The organism is Vulcaniibacterium tengchongense (assembly GCF_003814555.1).
In the GTDB taxonomy this organism is placed as follows: Bacteria; Pseudomonadota; Gammaproteobacteria; order Xanthomonadales; family Xanthomonadaceae; genus Vulcaniibacterium; species Vulcaniibacterium tengchongense.
In genome coordinates this window covers 154,672-172,703 of the sequence record NZ_RKQN01000004.1, presented here as the reverse complement: position 1 = coordinate 172,703, position 18,032 = coordinate 154,672, and the positions used below count along the sequence as shown (strand labels likewise).

At 69.2% G+C, this 18,032-nt stretch carries 12 protein-coding genes; 11 read left to right on the top strand and 1 reads right to left on the bottom strand.

Annotated elements, in window-relative coordinates; translation table 11 throughout:
• Window positions 1-122: 122 nt before the first annotated feature.
• Window positions 123-764 carry a type VI secretion system lipoprotein TssJ gene (gene tssJ / locus EDC50_RS13895; protein WP_123771080.1) on the bottom strand — a complete coding sequence of 214 codons (642 nt, stop codon included), beginning with the start codon at window positions 762-764 and terminating at the stop codon, window positions 123-125.
• 215 nt (window positions 765-979) lie between these two features.
• Between tssJ and EDC50_RS13890 the strand changes: the two genes are divergently transcribed.
• The 11 genes from EDC50_RS13890 (at window position 980) to EDC50_RS13840 (ending at window position 18,031) form a co-directional block, all read left to right on the top strand.
• Window positions 980-1,582 carry a tetratricopeptide repeat protein gene (locus tag EDC50_RS13890; RefSeq protein WP_123771079.1) on the top strand — a complete coding sequence of 201 codons (603 nt, stop codon included), beginning with the start codon at window positions 980-982 and terminating at the stop codon, window positions 1,580-1,582.
• A gap of 49 nt (window positions 1,583-1,631) precedes the next feature.
• Entirely contained in the window at window positions 1,632-2,138 is a 507-nt protein-coding gene (gene tssB / locus EDC50_RS13885; RefSeq protein WP_123771078.1) for a type VI secretion system contractile sheath small subunit, read from the top strand.
• Complete coding sequence (gene tssC, locus EDC50_RS13880; protein ID WP_123771077.1) at window positions 2,135-3,622, top strand: type VI secretion system contractile sheath large subunit; 1,488 nt, start codon at window positions 2,135-2,137, stop codon at window positions 3,620-3,622. Before tssB ends, tssC begins: the two co-directional genes overlap by 4 nt.
• Window positions 3,623-3,913: 291 nt before the next feature.
• Window positions 3,914-4,441 (top strand): Hcp family type VI secretion system effector, encoded by a 528-nt coding sequence (locus tag EDC50_RS13875; protein ID WP_123771076.1) that lies wholly within the window; start codon window positions 3,914-3,916, stop codon window positions 4,439-4,441.
• Between the two features lie 234 nt (window positions 4,442-4,675).
• Window positions 4,676-5,164, top strand: coding sequence for a type VI secretion system baseplate subunit TssE (gene tssE, locus EDC50_RS13870; RefSeq protein WP_123771075.1), 489 nt, complete (start codon window positions 4,676-4,678; stop codon window positions 5,162-5,164).
• 11 nt (window positions 5,165-5,175) lie between these two features.
• Window positions 5,176-7,008: a type VI secretion system baseplate subunit TssF gene (tssF, locus tag EDC50_RS13865; protein ID WP_123771074.1), complete on the top strand. Its 1,833-nt coding sequence runs from the start codon at window positions 5,176-5,178 to the stop codon at window positions 7,006-7,008.
• Window positions 6,972-8,054, top strand: coding sequence for a type VI secretion system baseplate subunit TssG (gene tssG / locus EDC50_RS13860; protein WP_123771073.1), 1,083 nt, complete (start codon window positions 6,972-6,974; stop codon window positions 8,052-8,054). Before tssF ends, tssG begins: the two co-directional genes overlap by 37 nt.
• A gap of 34 nt (window positions 8,055-8,088) precedes the next feature.
• The gene (gene tssH / locus EDC50_RS13855; RefSeq protein ID WP_123771072.1) at window positions 8,089-10,845 is read left to right on the top strand and encodes a type VI secretion system ATPase TssH; all 2,757 of its coding nucleotides are present in this window, start codon (window positions 8,089-8,091) and stop codon (window positions 10,843-10,845) included.
• 149 nt (window positions 10,846-10,994) lie between these two features.
• Window positions 10,995-13,751, top strand: a complete 2,757-nt coding sequence (locus EDC50_RS13850) for a type VI secretion system Vgr family protein (protein WP_123771071.1) — start codon at window positions 10,995-10,997, stop codon at window positions 13,749-13,751.
• A gap of 1 nt (window position 13,752) precedes the next feature.
• Window positions 13,753-14,700 carry a hypothetical protein gene (locus tag EDC50_RS13845; protein ID WP_123771070.1) on the top strand — a complete coding sequence of 316 codons (948 nt, stop codon included), beginning with the start codon at window positions 13,753-13,755 and terminating at the stop codon, window positions 14,698-14,700.
• Window position 14,701: 1 nt separating this feature from the next.
• Window positions 14,702-18,031, top strand: a complete 3,330-nt coding sequence (locus tag EDC50_RS13840) for a T6SS effector BTH_I2691 family protein (protein WP_123771069.1) — start codon at window positions 14,702-14,704, stop codon at window positions 18,029-18,031.
• Window position 18,032: the final 1 nt, after the last annotated feature.

The window sequence follows — 18,032 nt, the reverse complement described above, 5'->3', positions numbered from 1 at the left end:
CGTCCCGGGCGGACGGCCCGCGGCGCTCGCGGCTGGGCGCGCGCGCCGGTCCGGCGGTTCCGGGCGAGCCTACTACATCCGGCGCGTCGTTCGCCCGCGCGAAACGCATCCGCATCGGCGCCTCAGCGCTTGCCCGCGCAATTGACCGAAGACAGCGCATGCGGCTCGCTCGCCAGCTGCGTCTCGAGCGCGGCGCTGGTGGTGGTCATGGCGCAGGCGTGCAGCCCGATGGTGATCCCGTCCTTGGCCGCCTTGCGGCTGTCGAAGGCGAATCGCCAGCGGCTGGCCGCCGGGGAGCGGAACAGGGCGACCACGCCGAGATGGCTGCCGTCGGCGGCCACCTTCTCCTGGACCTCGTGGCGCTGGCCCGGGGTGAGCAGGATCTCGCTGGCGGAGACCAGGTCGCTGCCCAACGCGGCGCGCTCGGCGTTCTCGTCCAGGAAGGCGTCGAAGGGGGCCTGCTCGAAGCGTTGCAGGTTGCGCAGCTGATAGACCCGCACCACCAGCGCCAGCGGCCGCCGCTCGTTGCCCGCATTGAGGTTCTCGGCGGCATACAGGCGCAGCGGCACCGTGTGTTCCTGCGGCTGTTCCGGCGCGGGGGCCTTGAGGCCCACGGTCTCCAGCGCCTTGCCCATCGCCTTGCCGAGCCCCCCGGAGCTGGCGCAGCCGGTCGCGGCCAAGGCCAGGCCGGTCACGAGGGCCCAGGCGAGCCCCGACGGGCGGTACGGCGCCCATCGGGCGCGGCGGGCGGGCTGGCGGTCCATGTACGTCACTCCCTGAAAACGGCGGTCAGACCCGCCCCGTCATCGGCCTGTCACCCGGATGACGTCCGGGAAGGCCAGGATGGGGCCGTGGGGTTGCCTTGACGGTGGCGCTTAAGGCTACTATACCGGCCATAGGTGCCCGCAAGCGTCACCAAGTGACGATCGTCGCTAGCCGACGGAGGCATCGTTCGTCCCCACAAGGAGAGTGCAGTTCAATGAAGTCCCCCCTCCTGGTTTCCTTCCGTGCCCTCATGGCGGCCGTGCTGGCGCTCGGCCTGGCGGCGTGCGCGTCCGGCGGCGCCAAGAAGGCGCAAGCCGGCGGCTATGACCGGTTGATGAGCGCCGCCGAGGCGGAAGTGTCCGCCGGCCGGATCGAGAGCGCCCTCGCCAGCTTCAACGAGGCGGCCAAGGTCGATCCCACCCGCAAGGAGCCTTGGGTGCGCAGCGCGCAGCTGCAGTTCGATGCCGGCAACTACGGCCGCGCCATCGTCGCCGCGGAAGAGGTGCTCAAGCGCGATCCGACCGACATGGTCGCCGACAGCGTCCTGACGGTGAGCGGCCTGCGCGTGGCCGCGCAATCGCTCAAGCGCCTGCAGGGCAGCGGCGCGCTGGCGTCGGAGACCGCCCGCCGCGAGGCCGAGCAGCTGCGCGCGACCATGATCGCGACGATGGGCAACGACTTCGTCGTCGGCGACCTGGTGCCCAAGCCCAAGCCCAAGCCGCGCAGCACCCGCGGCACGCGCCGCGCGGCGCCGGCGGCGGCCACCGCCACGTCGGGGTCCGCTTCCGATACCGCCGAACGCAATCCGTTCGATTGAAGCCTTTCGCGGCGCCGGCCGGCGCCGCGTCGTCCGGGAGACGATTGAGATGTCGAAGAAGGAAAGCATCCAGAAGCGCCTGCAGAAGGTCCGTCCGCCGCGGGTGCAGTTGACGTACGACGTCGAGAAAGGCGATGCGATCGAGCAGAAGGAGATTCCCTTCGTGGTCGGCGTGCTCGGCGATTTCAGCGGCCAGCCCGAGGAGCCGCTGCCGAAGCTGAAGGACCGCAAGTTCGTGAACGTCGACCTCGACAATTTCGACGAGGTCATGGAAGGCATGGCCCCGCGCGCGGTCTACCGCGTGCCGAACAAGCTCAGCGACGAGGGCGGGGAGTTCGCCGTGGAGCTCAAGTTCAAGTCCATCGACGACTTCCGCCCCGAAGCGGTGGCGCAGCAGGTCGAACCGCTGCGCAAGCTGCTGGAGGCGCGCTCGAAGCTCGCCGACCTGCGCAACAAGCTCGCCGGGAACGAGAAGCTCGAGGACCTGCTCAACGAAGTGCTGAGCAATACCGAACAGCTGAAGAAACTGGGCCAGGGCGGCCAGGAGTCGGCATGAACGCAACGCAGGCGGAGGCCGCCACCGCGGCCGCGGGCACGGCCGAGGCCGGCCTGCTCGACCAGATCATCGCGCAAAGCAAGGTCGCCAAGTCGGAGGCCGAGCACCAGCGCGCGAAGGACATCATCTCCGAGCTGGTGCGGGAGGTGATGGAAGGCACCGTGGTGGTGTCGGACAACCTCAACCTGACGCTGGACGCGCGCGTCGCCGAGCTGGACCGGCTCATTTCCGAGCAGCTCAGCGCGATCATGCACGCGCCCGAGTTCCAGAAGCTCGAGAGCACCTGGCGCGGCCTGCATTACCTGTGCCAGCAGACCTCGACCGGGGCGATGCTGAAGATCAAGGTCTTCAACGCGCCGAAGAAGGACCTCGTGCGCGACTTCAAGTCTGCGATCGACTTCGACCAGAGCGCGCTGTTCAAGAAGGTCTATGAGGAAGAGTTCGGCACGTTCGGCGGCTCGCCCTTCGGCGCCATGATCGGCGACTACTACATCGGCCGCCAGCCGGAGGACATGTATTTCGTCGAGCAGATGTCGCACGTCGCGGCGGCCGCGCATGCGCCGTTCATCACCGCGGCCTCGGAAGACATGTTCGGCCTGGAGAGCTTCACCGACCTGGGCAAGCCGCGGGATCTGTCCAAGATCTTCGACACCATCGAATACGCCAAGTGGAAGTCCTTCCGCGAGAGCGAGGACAGCCGCTACGTCGGCCTGACCCTGCCGCGCTTCCTCGGGCGCCTGCCGTACAACCCGAAGGACGGCACCACCGTCGAGGGCTTCAACTTCGTCGAGGACGTCGACGGCGCCGACCACGGCAAGTACCTGTGGTGCAACACCGCCTACGCGTTCGGCGCGCGCCTGACCCGCGCGTTCGAGGACTACGGCTGGTGCGCCGCGATCCGCGGCGTCGAGGGCGGCGGCCTGGTCGAGGACCTGCCGACCCACACCTTCCGCACCGACGACGGCGAGATCGCGCTCAAGTGCCCCACCGAGATCGCGATCACCGACCGCCGCGAGAAGGAACTCTCCGACCTCGGCTTCATCCCGCTGGTGCACTGCAAGAACACCGACTACGCGGCGTTCTTCGGCGCGCAGTCGGCGCAGAAGGCGAAGAAGTACAACACCGACGCCGCCAACGCGAACGCGATCCTGTCGTCGCAGCTGCAGTACATCTTCGCCGTCTCGCGCATCGCCCACTACCTGAAGGCGATGATGCGGGAGAAGATCGGCAGCTTCGCTTCGGCGGGCAACGTGGAGGACTTCCTCAACCGTTGGATCGCCCAGTACGTGCTGCTCGACGACAACGCGACCCAGGAAGCCAAGGCCCAGCACCCGCTGCGCGAGGCCTCGATCCAGGTGTCCGAGGTGGCGGGCCGCCCGGGCGTCTATCGCGCCGTGGCGTTCCTGCGCCCGCATTTCCAGCTCGACGAGCTGTCGGTGTCGCTGCGCCTGGTGGCGGAGCTGCCGGCAGGGGCGAAGAAGTAAAGGGGATCTCCCATTCCGCAAGTAGGCCGCCGTCGGAGTCGAACGGCGGCTTCGCGAGCCAGGGAGGGTTCGTACACGGCCGCGCGAGCGCGCGGCCCGAGGGCCGGGCCGGTGGCATCACCGGCCGGGGACGCCGGGAAAGAGCCCGGGACGGGCTTCCCCGCGCGGCACCTCCATTGGGCGCACGCCCCTGATGTTTTGGCTGCACTTGAACGACTTGGCGGTACTTGAACGCAACATCCACACACTCGACCGTTCAACTCATGTCACAAGGACGATAAGGAACTACTCATGGCAACTCAAAACGAAACCAAGCGTCAGAAGCCCAGCGCATTCCTCGCCCTGGATACCATCAAGGGCGAGTCGCGCATCGAGCGCCACAAGGACAAGATCGAGATCCGCGATTACGAGCTGAGCCTGACGCAGCCGCGTTCGGCCACGGCGTCGACCACCGGCGGCCACACCGCCGCGCGGGCGGAGTTCTCGACCATCAAGTTCGTCAAGTCGGTGGACATCGCCAGCGGCCCGCTGTTCCAGACCGCGTTCAACGGCGCGACCCTGCCCAAGGGCGAGCTCGTGTTCACCCGTGCCGACGGCGACAACAAGGAAGTCGACTACTGGGTCGTCAACCTGCTGAACGTGGTGGTCAGCAAGATCACGACCCGCGTCAGCGACGAGGGCATGCTCGAGGAGGAAGTCGAGCTCTCGTTCGGCGCGATCAAGCAGACTTACACCGCCCAGAACCCGGGCGGCGGTGCCGGCGGCAAGGTGGTCATGCAGGCCAGTCCCACCCTGGGCAAGCCGACTTTCGCTGTCTAAGTGCGGTTCGTGCGGTGGCGGTTCCGGCCGCCACCGCACATCGAAGCTCCGGGCAAAGGCCTTGGGCGAAATGGAAGACGAGAACAACGTTTGCTGTCCCGCTTTGCGGATCCTTCATCGGCAAGTGCGATCAGCAGGGGAATGCAGAGCGCCGGCTCCGGTCGCTCGGGCAGCGCCGCCACCCGCAGCCCGCGACGAAACGGCCGAGCGCGCCTACGCCGCCGTGGTGGACGCATGAAGGGATTCGAACCCAACTTGCTGGAAAAGCTCTTCGACGACGAGCCCAGGGCCGCGGCCCCGAGCGCCGTTTTCAAATCCGTGTCCCTGGAGCAGTACAAGGAATCGGTGGCGCGCGACCTCGAAGGGCTCCTGAACAGCCGCGCCGCGTTCTCCGAAGAAGCGCTCAAGCAGTACCCCAACTGCCAGAAGTCGCTGATGACCTACGGGTTGCGCGACTTCTCGACGATGAGCCTGGCCAACGCCTACGACCGCGCCGCGATCTGCCGCTCGCTGGAGCAGGCGATCGCCCGCCACGAGCCGCGGCTGCACAACGTCCGCGTCGCCCTGGAGTCCGGCGCGCGCGGCAGCGTCGGCGGCTTGCACTTCGCCATCCATGCGCTGCTCGACGTGCAGCCGGCGCGCGAGCCGATCAGCTTCGACGCGCTGCTGCAGCCGAGCACGCTGCAGTACTCGGTGAGCCGCCTGCGCCGCGTTGCGGCGTAAGCGAGGCCGCGATGGAAGACCTGCTGCCCTACTACGAACGCGAGCTGGGTTTCCTCCGGCGCTACGGCCGCGAGTTCGCCGAGCGCTACCCGAAGATCGCCGGGCGCCTGCTGTTGTCGGCGGACGGCAGCCAGGACCCGCACGTCGAACGGCTGATCGAATCGTTCGCGCTGCTGTCCGCGCGGGTGAACAAGAAGATCGAGGACGACTACCCGGAGTTCACCGAGACGCTGCTGGAAGTGCTGTACCCGCACTACCTGCGCAGCTTCCCCGCGTGCTCGATCGCCCGTTTCGACGCGGGGCCGGCGCTGGCCAAGCTCAGCGCGCCGGTCACCATTCCGCGCGGGACGCTGCTGCATACCCGGCCGGTGCGCGGCGTCGCGTGCAAGCTGCGCACCAGCTACGACGTGACGCTGGCGCCGATCCGGGTTGCCGGCGCCGCCTTCAAGCCGGTCGCCGAGGCGCCGATGGCCGTGGCGCTGCCGCCCGGAAGCGGCGGCGAGATCGCGCTGACGTTCGAACTGCTCGGCGACCAGCCGTCGTTGCCGAAGCTGGGCATCGACCGCCTGCGCCTGTTCACCGAGGGCGAGCCCTCGTTCTGCGCGACCCTGCGCGACGTGCTCGCGCTGAACGTGTGCGCCGCCTATGTCGAGCCGGCCGGCAGCGGGCGCTGGCATGCGTTGCCCAAGCCGCTGCTGCAGCAGTGCGGCTTCGCCGCCGACGAGGCCTTGATCGATTTCCCGGCGCGCTCGCATCCGGCGTACCGGCTGCTGACGGAGCTGTTCGCGTTCCCCGAGAAGTTCGGCTTCTTCGATCTGGACCTGCGTCCGTTGCAGGCGCAGGCCGGCAAGCGCTTCACCCTGCACCTGGTGCTGGACATGCCGTCCGACTCGGCGGCCGCGCGGATCCTCGAGCCGATGGGCGTCGATAACGTCCTGCTGGGCTGCACGCCGGTGGTCAACCTGTTTCCGCAGCACGGCGAGCCGATCCGCGTCACCCACCGCACCGCGACGTACCCGGTGGTCGCCGACGCGCGCCGGGCGTTCGCGTACGAAGTCCACTCGATCGATTCGGTCAAGCGCGTCCGCCAGACCCCGCAAGGCGAGAAGGTCACCGAGTTCCGGCCGTTCTATTCGCTGCACCACGGCGAGAGTCCCGACGACACCGGCCACTACTGGATCGCCCACCGCGACGAGAACGTCGCCCGGCACAGCCCGGGCTTCGAGACGGAGCTGTCCTTCGTCGACCTCGACTTCGACCCGGTGCAGCCGCAGACCGACGTGATCAGCCTGGAGCTGACCTGCAGCAACCGGGACCTGCCCACCCACCTCGCCTACGGCGTGCAGGGCGGCGACCTGACCATGGAAGGCGGCAGCCCGGCGCGGACGATCGCGCTGCTGCGCAAGCCCAGCCGGCCCTTGCGCTTCGAGCGCGGCCGCGGCGCGCACTGGCGCCTGATCTCGCACCTCTCGCTGAACCACCTCTCGCTCACCCAGAGCGGCCTGCCCGCGCTGAAGGAGATGCTGCGCCTGTACGACCTGGCGCGCAGCGCCGTATCCGGACGGCAGATCGACGCCATCGTCGGCCTGGAACACCGCCCGACCACCGCGTGGCTGCCGGGCAAGCATTTCGCCAGCGTGGTCCGGGGCATCGAGATCCGCCTGACGGTCGACGAACAAGGCTTCGTCGGCACCGGGCTGGCCGCGTTCGCGCGGGTGCTCGACCACTTCTTCGGCCTGTACGTGCACGCCAACAGCTTCACCCAGCTCACGCTGCTGTCCAGCGACGGCGGCGAGGTCCTGATCCAATGTCCACCACGCAGCGGCGAGTCGATCCTGGTGTAGCCCGGCAGTTGCTCGCGGAACCGTATCGCTTCCAGTTCTTCCAGGCGCTGCGGATCCTCGAGAAGCTGTTCGTGCGGCGCGGCGTGCGCAGCGCGGACGCGGTGCCGTTGCGCCTGCGCTTCCGCAACAGCTTGTCGCTGGGCTTCCCGGCCAGCGAGATCGAAAGCCTGCAGGCCTACGGCGGCGACGGCGAGCCGCTGGACGCCGCCGCGCCGCAGGCGGGCGAGCTCGAGGCGCTGGGCGAGGTGCACATCACGCCGGCGTTCACCGGCCTGCTCGGCAACGCCGGCGCGTTGCCGCGGCACTACACCGAGCAGATCGCCCATCGCGAGATCTACCAGCGCGACCGCGCGGCGCGCGCGTTCTTCGACGTGTTCACGACCCGTGCGGTGGCGTTGCACTACGCGGCCTGGAAGAAGTACCGGCTGCCGCTGCAGTACGAGCTGGACCGCCGCGAGCGCTTCCTGCCGCTGGTGCTCGCCCTCGCCGGGGTGGGCCTGCCGGCGCTGCGCGACCGCCTGGCCGACGGTGAAGGCGATGTCTTCGACCAGGCGATCGCCCACTACGCCGGCGGCATCCGCCAGCACCCGGTCTCCGCCGCGTTCCTGCAACAGCTGCTTTCGGACTATTTCCAGGTGCCGGTGCGGGTGGAGCAGTTCGTCGGCGCGTGGTACCCGGTGCCGGAGCGGCAGCGCACGCGCCTGGGCATGGACAACGCCTGCCTGGGGTCGACCGCGCTGGCCGGCGAGCGCGTGTGGCAACGCGACTTGCGCATGCGCCTGTGGTTCGGCCCGCTGGACCGCGAGCACTTCGACAGCCTGCTGCCCGGCCGCAGCGCTTCCGTCGCCCTGGCCAAATGGCTGACCCTGCTGACCGGCTCGGCCCTGGAGTACGAGGTGCGGTTGATCCTGAAAGCCGAACACGTGCGCGGCGTCGCCATGGACGGCGAGAACAGCGCGCGGCTGGGCTGGGACGGCTACCTGTGCTCGCGGCCGTCGGCCGAACCGCGATCGGATACCCGCTACGGCATCCACACCCTGCAATGACCTCTTTCGCCAACGTGCGCACGGACCGCTTCGCATGAGCATCAATCTCAAGACCCTCATCGGAAAGCTCGACGACACCTGCCGGCGGGCCGCCGAGCGCGCCGCCAACCTGTGCATGCAGCGGGGGCACTACGAGGTCGACCTGGAGCATCTGTTCCTGGCCCTGGTCGAGCAGCCGCGCAGCGACTTCGCGCTGATCGCCCAGCGCAGCGGCATCCCGCTGGAGGCGCTCCGGCGCGACCTGGAGACGGAGATCGGCCGGTTCCGCAATGGGAATACGCGCACTCCCGTGTTCTCGCCGCATCTGCCGACGTTATTCGAGCACGCCTGGCTGATCGCCTCCCTGGACTCGCAGACCACGCGCATCCGCAGCGGGCACCTGCTGCTGGCGCTGCTGATCGAGCCTTCGCTGTCGCAACTCGCCTACCGGGGGTCGGCCAAGTTCGCGCAGATCAAGAAGGAGGAGCTCAAGCACGAGTTCGCCAAGCTCACCGCCGGTTCCGAGGAGGAGCCGCAGGCGGTGCGCTTCGCCGATGCCGGCGGCGCGCCCCAGGACGGCGAAGCCGCGGCCGCGGAGGTCGCCGACGCGGCGGCGCGCGGCGGCTTGTCCAAGACGCCCGCCCTGGATCAGTACACCACCAACCTGACCCGGCGCGCCCGCGACGGCAAGCTCGACCCGGTGGTGGGGCGCGAGGCCGAGATCCGGCAGGTGATCGACATCCTGATGCGCCGGCGCCAGAACAACCCGATCCTCACCGGCGAGGCGGGCGTGGGCAAGACCGCGGTCGTCGAGGGCCTGGCGCTGCGGATCGCCGCGAAGGACGTGCCCGACGTCCTTCAGGGGGTGGAGCTGCACGTGCTCGACATGGGCCTGCTGCAGGCCGGCGCCAGCGTCAAGGGCGAGTTTGAGAATCGCCTGAAGAACGTCATCGACGAGGTCAAGAAGAGCCCGCATCCGATCGTGCTGTTCATCGACGAGGCGCACACGATGATCGGCGCCGGCGGACAGGCCGGGCAGAACGACGCCGCCAACCTGCTGAAGCCGGCGCTCGCGCGCGGCGAGCTGCGCACCATCGCCGCGACCACCTGGGGCGAGTACAAGAAGTACTTCGAGAAGGACGCCGCCCTGGCGCGGCGCTTCCAGGTGGTCAAGGTCGAGGAGCCGAGCGAGGAGATCGCCGCGGCCATGCTGCGCGGCCTGGTGCCGCTGATGGAGAAGCACTTTGGCATCCGCGTGCTCGACGAGGCGATCACCGAGGCGGTGCGGCTCTCGCATCGCTACATCAGCGGCCGCCAGCTGCCCGACAAGGCGGTGAGCGTGCTCGACACGGCCTGCGCCCGGGTGGCGCTCGGCCAGAGCGCGACCCCGGCGATCATCGAGGACACCCGCAAGTTCCTCGAGCGGCTCGAGGCCGAGCTCGACGCGTTGCAGCGCGAGCGCGCCGGCGGCGCCGCCCACGACGCCCGCCTGGCCGAGCTGCGCGAACAGCAGGCGCAGGCGCGGAAGGTGCTGGCCGAGAACGAGGCCCGCCTCAAGCAGGAAGCCGAACTGGCGCAGCGCATCCAGAGCCTGCGCGCCGAACTGGAGTCGGCGCCCGCATCCGCGTCCGAGGCCGCGACCGAGCCCGCCGACGGCGAGGCGGATGTGGCGGTCGCGACCCGCGCCAAGAAGAGCGGCAAGGCGAAGGCCGGGGTCGACCCGCGCCAGGTCGAGCTGCAGACCCTGATCGCCGAGCTGCGCGCGCTCCAGGGCGAAACGCCGATGGTGCCGCTGCAGGTGGACGGCACGGTGGTGGCCGAGATCGTCAGCGCCTGGACCGGCGTGCCGCTGGGGCGCATGGTCAAGGACGAGATCCGGGTGGTGCGCAATCTCGCCACGATGCTGGGCGAGCGGGTGATCGGCCAGGACCACGCGATCGAGGCGATCGCGCAGCGCGTGCGCACCGCGGCGGCGAAGCTGGAGGACCCGAACAAGCCGCGCGGCGTGTTCCTGTTCGTCGGCCCCTCCGGCGTCGGCAAGACCGAGACCGCGCTCGCGCTCGCGGACATCCTCTACGGCGGCGAGCGCAAGCTGATCACCATCAACATGAGCGAGTACCAGGAGGCGCACAGCGTCTCCGGGCTCAAGGGCTCGCCGCCGGGCTACGTGGGCTACGGCGAAGGCGGCGTGCTGACCGAGGCGGTGCGGCGCAACCCGTACAGCGTGGTGCTGCTGGACGAGGTCGAGAAAGCCCATCCCGACGTGCTCGAGATGTTCTTCCAGGTGTTCGACAAGGGCACGATGGACGACGCCGAAGGGCGCGAGATCGATTTCCGCAACACCCTGATCATCCTCACCAGCAACGTCGGCTCGGCGCAGATCATGCAGGCCTGCCTGAACAAGCCGGCGGCGGAGCGGCCCAAGGCCGACGAACTGGCGGAGGCGCTGCGGCCGGCGCTGATGAAGCATTTCAAGCCCGCGTTCCTCGGCCGGCTGAAGGTCGTGCCCTATTACCCGATCCCGGACGACGTGCTGGCGCAGATCATCGCGCTCAAGCTGCGCCGCATCCGCGACCGCATCCAGGCCAACCACCGGGCCGCCTTCGACTGGGACGATAGCCTGGTCGAGGCGGTATTGCAGCGCTGCACCGAGGTCGACTCGGGCGCGCGCAACGTCGACCACATCCTCAACGGCACCCTGCTGCCCGAGATCGCGGAGAACGTCCTGGCGCGCATGGCCGAGGGCGGCGCGATCGAGAGGATCAAGGTGTCGGCGGACAAGAAGGGCGCGTTCAAGTACAAGATCCAGTGAGGCGAAGATGCGTGCCGACAAGCCCGTCATAGGCCGCGCCGCGGCCATCGGCAGCGATGCCGCCGGGACGGCCTTCGTCCCCGCGGCGCGGGGCGGGAAGCTCGCGCATTCGCCGGCATGCCCGCCGCAGGCAAAGGAGGTGTAACGCCATGGATGTCCTCGCAACACTGCTCGGTCCGGCGACCGGGAGCCCGCAGCAGCACAACCGCCTGCTGCGGTTGCATACGCCGCTCGGCCCCGAGGTCCTCGTGGCCGAAACCCTGGACGGCACCGAGTCGCTCGACGGCGGCGGCTTCCGCCTGGAGCTGACCGCGCTGTCCGCCGATGCGCACCTAGACCTGGCCGAGCTGTTGGGCCAGCCGGTGTTGCTGGAGCTGCTGACCGCCGAATCGGCGCACGAACTGCGGCCGTTCCACGGCCACGTGACCGCATTCGAGCGGCTGGGCAGCAACGGCGGCCTGGCGCGCTACCGGCTGGTGGTCGAGCCGTGGCTGTGTTTCCTGCGCCAGCGGCTGGACAGCTTCGCGTTCCAGGACATGACGGTGGTGGAGATCGTCGAATCGGTGTTCGCCGATTACGCCGGCCAGGGCAAGCTGGCGCCGGCCTGGCGCTGGGACCTGAAGGACCGCGCGGTCTACCGCAAGCGCAGCCTGACCACGCAGTACGAGGAGACCGACTTGGCCTTCCTCGAACGGCTGTTGGCGGAAGAAGGCATCCACTACCACTTCGAGCACCAGGGCGACGCCGGCAGCGAGAGTTTCGGCGCGCACACCCTGGTGCTGGCCGACCACAACGACGCGTTCGCCGAGCTCGGGCCGATCCGCTACCACCGCGCGGACGCGACCGAGCGCGAGGACGGCATCCAGCGCTGGAGCGCCACGCGGCGCTGGCAGACCGGGCGGCTGAGCCGCGCCAGCTGGGACTACCGCACGCTCGACCTGCGCCCGGCGCAGGCGGAAGGCGGCCAGCGGGGCGCGGTGGTGCCGGAGGACATCGACGTCGCCGGGCCGTACGCCTATCCGGACCGTGCCACCGGCGAGCGTTACGCGCGCCAGCACCTGGAAGCGCTGCAGGTGGACAGCGCCGTGATCGACGGCGAAGGCCGCTGGCGCCGGCTGCGCCCCGGCGCGCGCTTCGCGCTGACGCAGCACGACCACTACCCCGACCCGGCCCAGGCGCAGTTCCACTGCATGCGCGTGCAGCACCGCGCCCGCAACAACCTGGGCGCGCGGATCCAGGCCGAAGTCGAGCAGGCGCTGGGCCGCGTGGACCTTGCCGCCCCGGCGTTGCCCGCGGCGCTGGCCGGGCTGGCGCCCGCGACGACCGCCGCCGGCGGCGCGGTGGCTGCGGAACTGGCCGACGGCGACGCCGAGGCCGGCTTCTACCGCAACCGCTTCGTGGCCCTGCCGGCGGCGCTGCCGTACCGCCCGCGCAGCCGCGACGGCGACGGCCTGCGCCTGCATCCCCGGCCGCGGGTGCACGGCACGCAGACGGCGATCGTGGTCAGCGACGGCGCGCCGGTGCAGACCGACCGCGACCACCGCATCAAGGTGCAGTTCCCGTGGCAGCGCGGCGGCGACGCCAGCAGCCGGCTGGCGCATCCGTCCGGGGACGACAACGCCCCGGGCACCGCGGGCGCCTGGACCTGGGTGCGGGTGGCCGCGCCGTGGGCGGGCGACAACTGGGGCGGCGTGCTGGTGCCGCGCAAGGGCCAGGAGGTGCTGGTCGCGTTCCTGGAAGGCGACATCGACCGGCCGGTGGTGATCGGCGCGGTGTACAACGGCCAGGGCCAGGCGGATGCCCCGCACAACCAGGTCGCCGGCGGCGGCGCCAGCGCGACCGGCAACGCCGCCGCCTGGTTCGAAGGCAACGGCCACCCGGCGGTGTTCACCGGCTTCAAGACCCAGCAACTGGCCGACAGCCAGCACGGTGCCGGCGGCTACACGCAACTGCGCCTGGACGACACCCCGGGCCAGGGCCGGGTGCAGGCGGCCACGACCCAGCACGACAGCGCGTTGAGCCTGGGCCACCACAAGGGCGGGCAGGACAACGTGCGCAGCAGCGAGCGCGGGTTCGGCGCCGAATTGAGCACGCAGGCCGGCGGCGCCGTCCGCGCCGGCGCGGGCCTGCTGCTGAGCACCGAGCCGGGGCGGCAGCAGCTGAGCGCGGCCGGCGCGCAGGCGCAACTGGGCCAGGGCGAACAGCGGCTGCAGGGCCTGCAGCAGGCGGCGCGGCAGCAACAGGCGTCCCTGCCGGACGAGCCGCCGGAGCTGCCCGCGCACGGCGCGTTGAAGCGCGTGCAGGAGGCGCTGGCGGCGACCCAGCGCGGCAGCGCGCCGGGCGAGGGCATCGGCGGCGGCGAAGGCGAAGCGCCGGGCTGGTCGGCGCCGCTGGTGGTCGCCAGCGGCGCGGCGGGCGTGGTCGGGGTGACGCCGGCGGACCAGGTCTGGGTCTCGGGCACGCAGACGGTACTGAGCGCCGACTTCGACGTGAACTGGGCCAGCCAGGGCGAGGCGGTGCTGGCCGTAGCCGGCGGCGTGGTGTTGTACACGCAGGGCGGCGAGGCGCCGGCGGGCCGGCCGAACCAGGAGCGCGGCATCGCGCTGCACGCCGCGCAGGGCAAGGTGAGCGCGCGCGCGCACGCCCACCAGGCGCGGGTCGCCGCGCAGAAGACCGTGACGCTCGCGAGCGTGCAGGCGGAGGTGGACATCGCCGCCGGCACGCACGTGCTGGCGACCGCCGCGGGCGCCTACCTGAGGCTGCAGGGCGGCGACATCGAACTGGGCGCGCCGGGGAGGGTCGAGTTCAAGGCGGCGAGGAAGGAGTGGACGGGGCCGCAAGGCACCAAGGGCGAGCAGATCGTACTGGCCCAAGGGCAGCTCGAGTCATGCGAGTGGAAGACCTGACATGCTCGACGAACTGCGCGAACGACTGATCGAATGCATCGAGGCGCGCCCCGGCAGCAGGGTGTTGGCGCTTCTCGACCCGAATCATCCGGTGGCTTCGTATCACGAGTTGCACATTGAGCGGATCGCGAAGCGACCGTCGCGCCCGGTACTGACGGCGGTCGCGCGTGACGACCTCCTGTCGGAACCGAGCCTCCACCCCCGATTGCTGACGCTGCGGACGCCCCGGGATCGAGGGTATCCGGACGAGGCCCTGCTTGAATCGACGCTCGAATGCGCCAGGCAGCGGAGCGTCAGCATCAATGGCGCCTACGTCTGCGGGTGGCTGGTCGCCGATGCCCCCGAAACCGAGGTGGCCGCGCAGTTGAAACGCGGCATGGTGATGAGCGACCCGTCGTCGCGCAAAAGGAAAGTACTTGCGCTCTTCGAGCCGCATCGCTTGATGCTGGCGCGGCATCTGGCGCCTGCGTCCTGGTTGAGCCGTTGGCTCGGCGTGGTCCATTCTTGGTTTCTCGTCGATGGACGCGGGCAACTTCAGGAACTCAAGCCGGCGCTCCATGATGCGTCGCACACGTCCGATCTTCCCGGCGCCGATTTCTGGCTGGCCCAGGCCAGGGTGCGGCGCGCCAGGGAAGTGCTGTTGACCCTGGCAAAGGCAGGGCAGGCGATTCCCTCGGATTGCGAGATCAAGGCCGATGACGCGCTCCGCGCCGCTTACGGGCAAGGCTTGAGCGAAATCGAGGACGTAATCTTCTTCGCGGCCAACCAAATGCTGCTGCGGCCCGGATGGCATGCCCATCCTGCCGTGGCGGCGTGCATCGATGCCGCCCGGAAAGGCGACGCCGCGCTTACGGACGGCCTGACGGCTTTGCCGGATCACGTGCTCGACCAATTGGCGGCGGTCTCCGCGTCCACGGCGCCCGCGGATAATCATCGAAGGAGCAAATGACATGGCGGTCTCCCATCCTGTCGCCCGCCAAGGCGGCGCGGCTTCCAGGGCCATACGCGCCAATGCGAACGCGGCCCGGAACGTGGCGGCGGGCAGCGTCGAAGGCTGCCCATTCTGCGGGCGCCAAGGCGTTCCCATCTTGCCGTTGCGCTATGCGGCCATTCCCAACTACCTCGAATCCCGGCGCGGCCAAGTTTCGCCGCAAGCCCTGTTCGGCGGACGCGAGAGCGCGTTGGGCGAAGTGCCGAGGATGCAGAGGCACTTCTATACCGTTCGTACACTGAGGCAGGGATACCTGTACGTCTATCTGAACCGGCCGGGACAATGGCAGGTCTACGCGGTGACGCCGGAAGGCAACTTGCGGCTCCTGGCCGATCCGGACGACATCGACGAAAAGGCCGGCCGTGAGATGTCGGCGCAATGCAAGCGCTCGGGAGACAACATCCCCGCGAGCTTCATCCACATCCGCGACCCCAAGCGGACGCCGGTGGTCTGGCTTGCGTTCAGCACCGCGCGCTGGAGCTCCGCGGTCCGCGCCCAACGCGAGAAGGCGCCAGCCGCGCGCATGCAGCGTTTCGACGTCGCCAAGCTCGACAGCAACCCCGATGGGGAGAAGGATGCGTTCGCCCTGGACGAGGGCGCCGCCCGCCGCTTGAGCGGATGGGTGGAAGAGTTCATAGGAGAAGGCGAGACGCCCACGGCCCGGCAAGCCTACGTCAGCACCGCAGTGGGCGACGTGCCGAGCAATCGGTTCGTATGGGAAAGCGTACACGGGTTTGGGGCACGCGCGGGGCAGGCGCAGGCCCTGCAGGAGTACGCTCGTTGCTATCAGCAATCGCGCGGCCAAGCGCACAAAGTGGCGGCCGTCGTCCTGCACGATGCGATGGGAATCGTGCAGGAACTCGATGCCAGCCGGGCGCACAGCGTCGAAACCGCCCAGAACTACGTCGCTCGCGTCGCCCGGCCCCTGACGGTCTCGCAGTCGATCCTGGGCCTGAAGAAGGTCATCGAGCAAAGCACACTGGCCGCCAGGACCCAGGATGAGCAGAAGCGGGGCATTCCCGACCGGGTGACCGAGTCGATTCCGGTGCTCGGGCCGGTGCCGATGTATCACCCGAACAACACCTACACCACCACGCGCGCGGAGCGCGCCGCGGCGGACAGCCGCCGGATCTGGGAAGACCTGGCCCAACATTACGACGAAGCCGCACGAGCGGCGTTCCAATCGAACTACGACAAGGTGATGAAAGCCTTCGCCGACCAGACCGCGATGTGCGACGCGGACTGGGCGGCCTGGGCCGAACACCCGTCCTGGCAGGCTTGGCTCGACGATTACGACCGGCAGGCGCCAGCCGAGTGCGCCCGTTTCACTCAGGACTACGCGGCCTGCCTGGCAGGCGGCGTAGCCGGCGACAAGAGCCTCGCCGTCTGGAAGAAGTGGCTGGAAGGACGCCCGGACGATCCGGCCAATCCGGTCTACCGCGCGCTGTTCTTCAACCATCAGGGCATCGTCGAACACCTGATGCCGCAGGGCGGCAACCTCAACAAGGGCGACAAGCTCTACGACACCCTCCGCGGCATTGCGGGCTCGGACGAAGTCCAGCCGCACCTGTCTTCGGCCGTGAAGGCCGCCGTGGCCAGCCTGCAGACGGCGTTGACGGGGGCCTTGGCGCGGGTGGAGGTCTCGCTGGAAAAGGCGGGCGGGCAATTGGCGGAAAGCGCGCGCGACGTGGCGCTGCGGGCACAGCAGGGCGCGGTATTGCTCTACGAGAACGTCGAGACGACGCTGCTGCGCGTGCATATGACGGTCGGCGAGTACCAGAGCCTGCTGTCCGAACTCGCGTTCCGCAAGGCGGACCAGATCGGGCAAGTCGCGCAGGAGTTCGTCGACCAGGCCGGGCGCAAGGTGCGCTCGCTGTTGAAAGCCGGACTGCTCAGGATCGACGATCCGAAAGTCCGGGACACCGTCGTCGAAGTGCTGGTCTGGTCGTTCGAGCAGGCGGAGGACTTGCAGCGGCAGATCGCCGGCGGGCTGCAGGACGTGAGCCATGCCGCAAGCGGCCTGGCTGGACAGGCCGCGGCGGCGGCCGACGATGTCGCGCGCGCGGGTAGCGCGTTTGCGGCCACGGTGTCGACCGAATGGCGCACGATACGTCTGGGCGCCGTCCTGCTCAGCGAGCAGGCGGCGGCCCGCCTGGCCGGCCTGCGGACCGGCATGCGCCTTTCGGCCCGGCAACTGGCGCAGCTGGGCCGCAACGTGGCGACCAGGAGCCTGCGGGTGGCCGGCAGCGGCAACCTGATCCTGGCGGCCGGCTCGCTGTTCTTCCAGGGCTGGTCGCTGCGCGACTCGATCAAGAGCATGGACCGCACGCTCGGCAGCAGCGGCATCGAATCGCAGTTGGCGGTGTTGTCGCCGGCGGTGGGCGTCGTGGGCGCCTCGCTCGAGACGCTGGGGTTCGCAATGGATGCGGCGGGCAAGAATATCGGCAAGCACCTAATCAAGGTGGGCGGTGTGCTTGCTGCAGGCGCCTCGGCAGTCGATGCGGTGCAGTCGGGGTTTGCGGCGACACGTACCCGGAAGAGCGGGGATAGAGATGCATCAGTCTGGTACTCGCTGGCCACTGCCGCATTTTTCTTTGGCGCTGCATTCGGTGTAGGGGCCGTTCTCGCAGGCTCATCGGTTTTGCTAGGCCCCTTCGGCATCGCTCTTGCTTTGATTGCTCTTGGTGTTATCTCCACTTGGATGGCGCTTAATGCCGAAGACACGCAAGCCGAAATCTGGCTGGACCGCTGCTACTTCGGCAAAGGCGCGCGAAGCGAAGGAAAGTGGACCGACGCGCAGGTATCCGACGAGTTGGCCGCGTTGAATGCGATCCTCGTCGGGCTTTCCGCGAAGATCAGCTTCAGCGACGCTTGGCTGGGCATCGCCGAGCGGATCAGCGGCTACGAACGGATCGACGTGGAGATCCGCATCTTCGGGTTTGAGCAAGAGCGGGGCGCATACGAGTGGCGGCTGTATGCGCAGCACGAGGAGACGCGACGCGAATACGTGACGTTGGGGGGGCGTCACCGCGTGCCTCCGCCTACGTTGTACGTGCAGGCGGCGCCCAACCGAGGTATTTTCGGTGGGCTCACGCGGGACGAATCGGAAGACTGGTTTCGCGGCTTCGATAAGGGTACCGAGACCTACGAGGACGGTGCGTGGGTGATCCGGGATTCGGTGGAAGTACAGCGGAGCAGGTTCCAGCGTGCGCGGCTGCGGCTGGACTACTGGCCGGACTATGCCGACCGCAGCGCGCGCGCGAGCGTGGAACTGAGAGACGAAGACTGAC

Coding starts and splice junctions, on each gene's coding strand:
- tssJ (WP_123771080.1), bottom strand. CDS start 764: ATGGACCGCCAGCCCGCCCGCCGCGCCCGATGGGCGCCGTACCGCCCG.
- EDC50_RS13890 (WP_123771079.1), top strand. CDS start 980: ATGAAGTCCCCCCTCCTGGTTTCCTTCCGTGCCCTCATGGCGGCCGTG.
- tssB (WP_123771078.1), top strand. CDS start 1,632: ATGTCGAAGAAGGAAAGCATCCAGAAGCGCCTGCAGAAGGTCCGTCCG.
- tssC (WP_123771077.1), top strand. CDS start 2,135: ATGAACGCAACGCAGGCGGAGGCCGCCACCGCGGCCGCGGGCACGGCC.
- EDC50_RS13875 (WP_123771076.1), top strand. CDS start 3,914: ATGGCAACTCAAAACGAAACCAAGCGTCAGAAGCCCAGCGCATTCCTC.
- tssE (WP_123771075.1), top strand. CDS start 4,676: ATGAAGGGATTCGAACCCAACTTGCTGGAAAAGCTCTTCGACGACGAG.
- tssF (WP_123771074.1), top strand. CDS start 5,176: ATGGAAGACCTGCTGCCCTACTACGAACGCGAGCTGGGTTTCCTCCGG.
- tssG (WP_123771073.1), top strand. CDS start 6,972: ATGTCCACCACGCAGCGGCGAGTCGATCCTGGTGTAGCCCGGCAGTTG.
- tssH (WP_123771072.1), top strand. CDS start 8,089: ATGAGCATCAATCTCAAGACCCTCATCGGAAAGCTCGACGACACCTGC.
- EDC50_RS13850 (WP_123771071.1), top strand. CDS start 10,995: ATGGATGTCCTCGCAACACTGCTCGGTCCGGCGACCGGGAGCCCGCAG.
- EDC50_RS13845 (WP_123771070.1), top strand. CDS start 13,753: ATGCTCGACGAACTGCGCGAACGACTGATCGAATGCATCGAGGCGCGC.
- EDC50_RS13840 (WP_123771069.1), top strand. CDS start 14,702: ATGGCGGTCTCCCATCCTGTCGCCCGCCAAGGCGGCGCGGCTTCCAGG.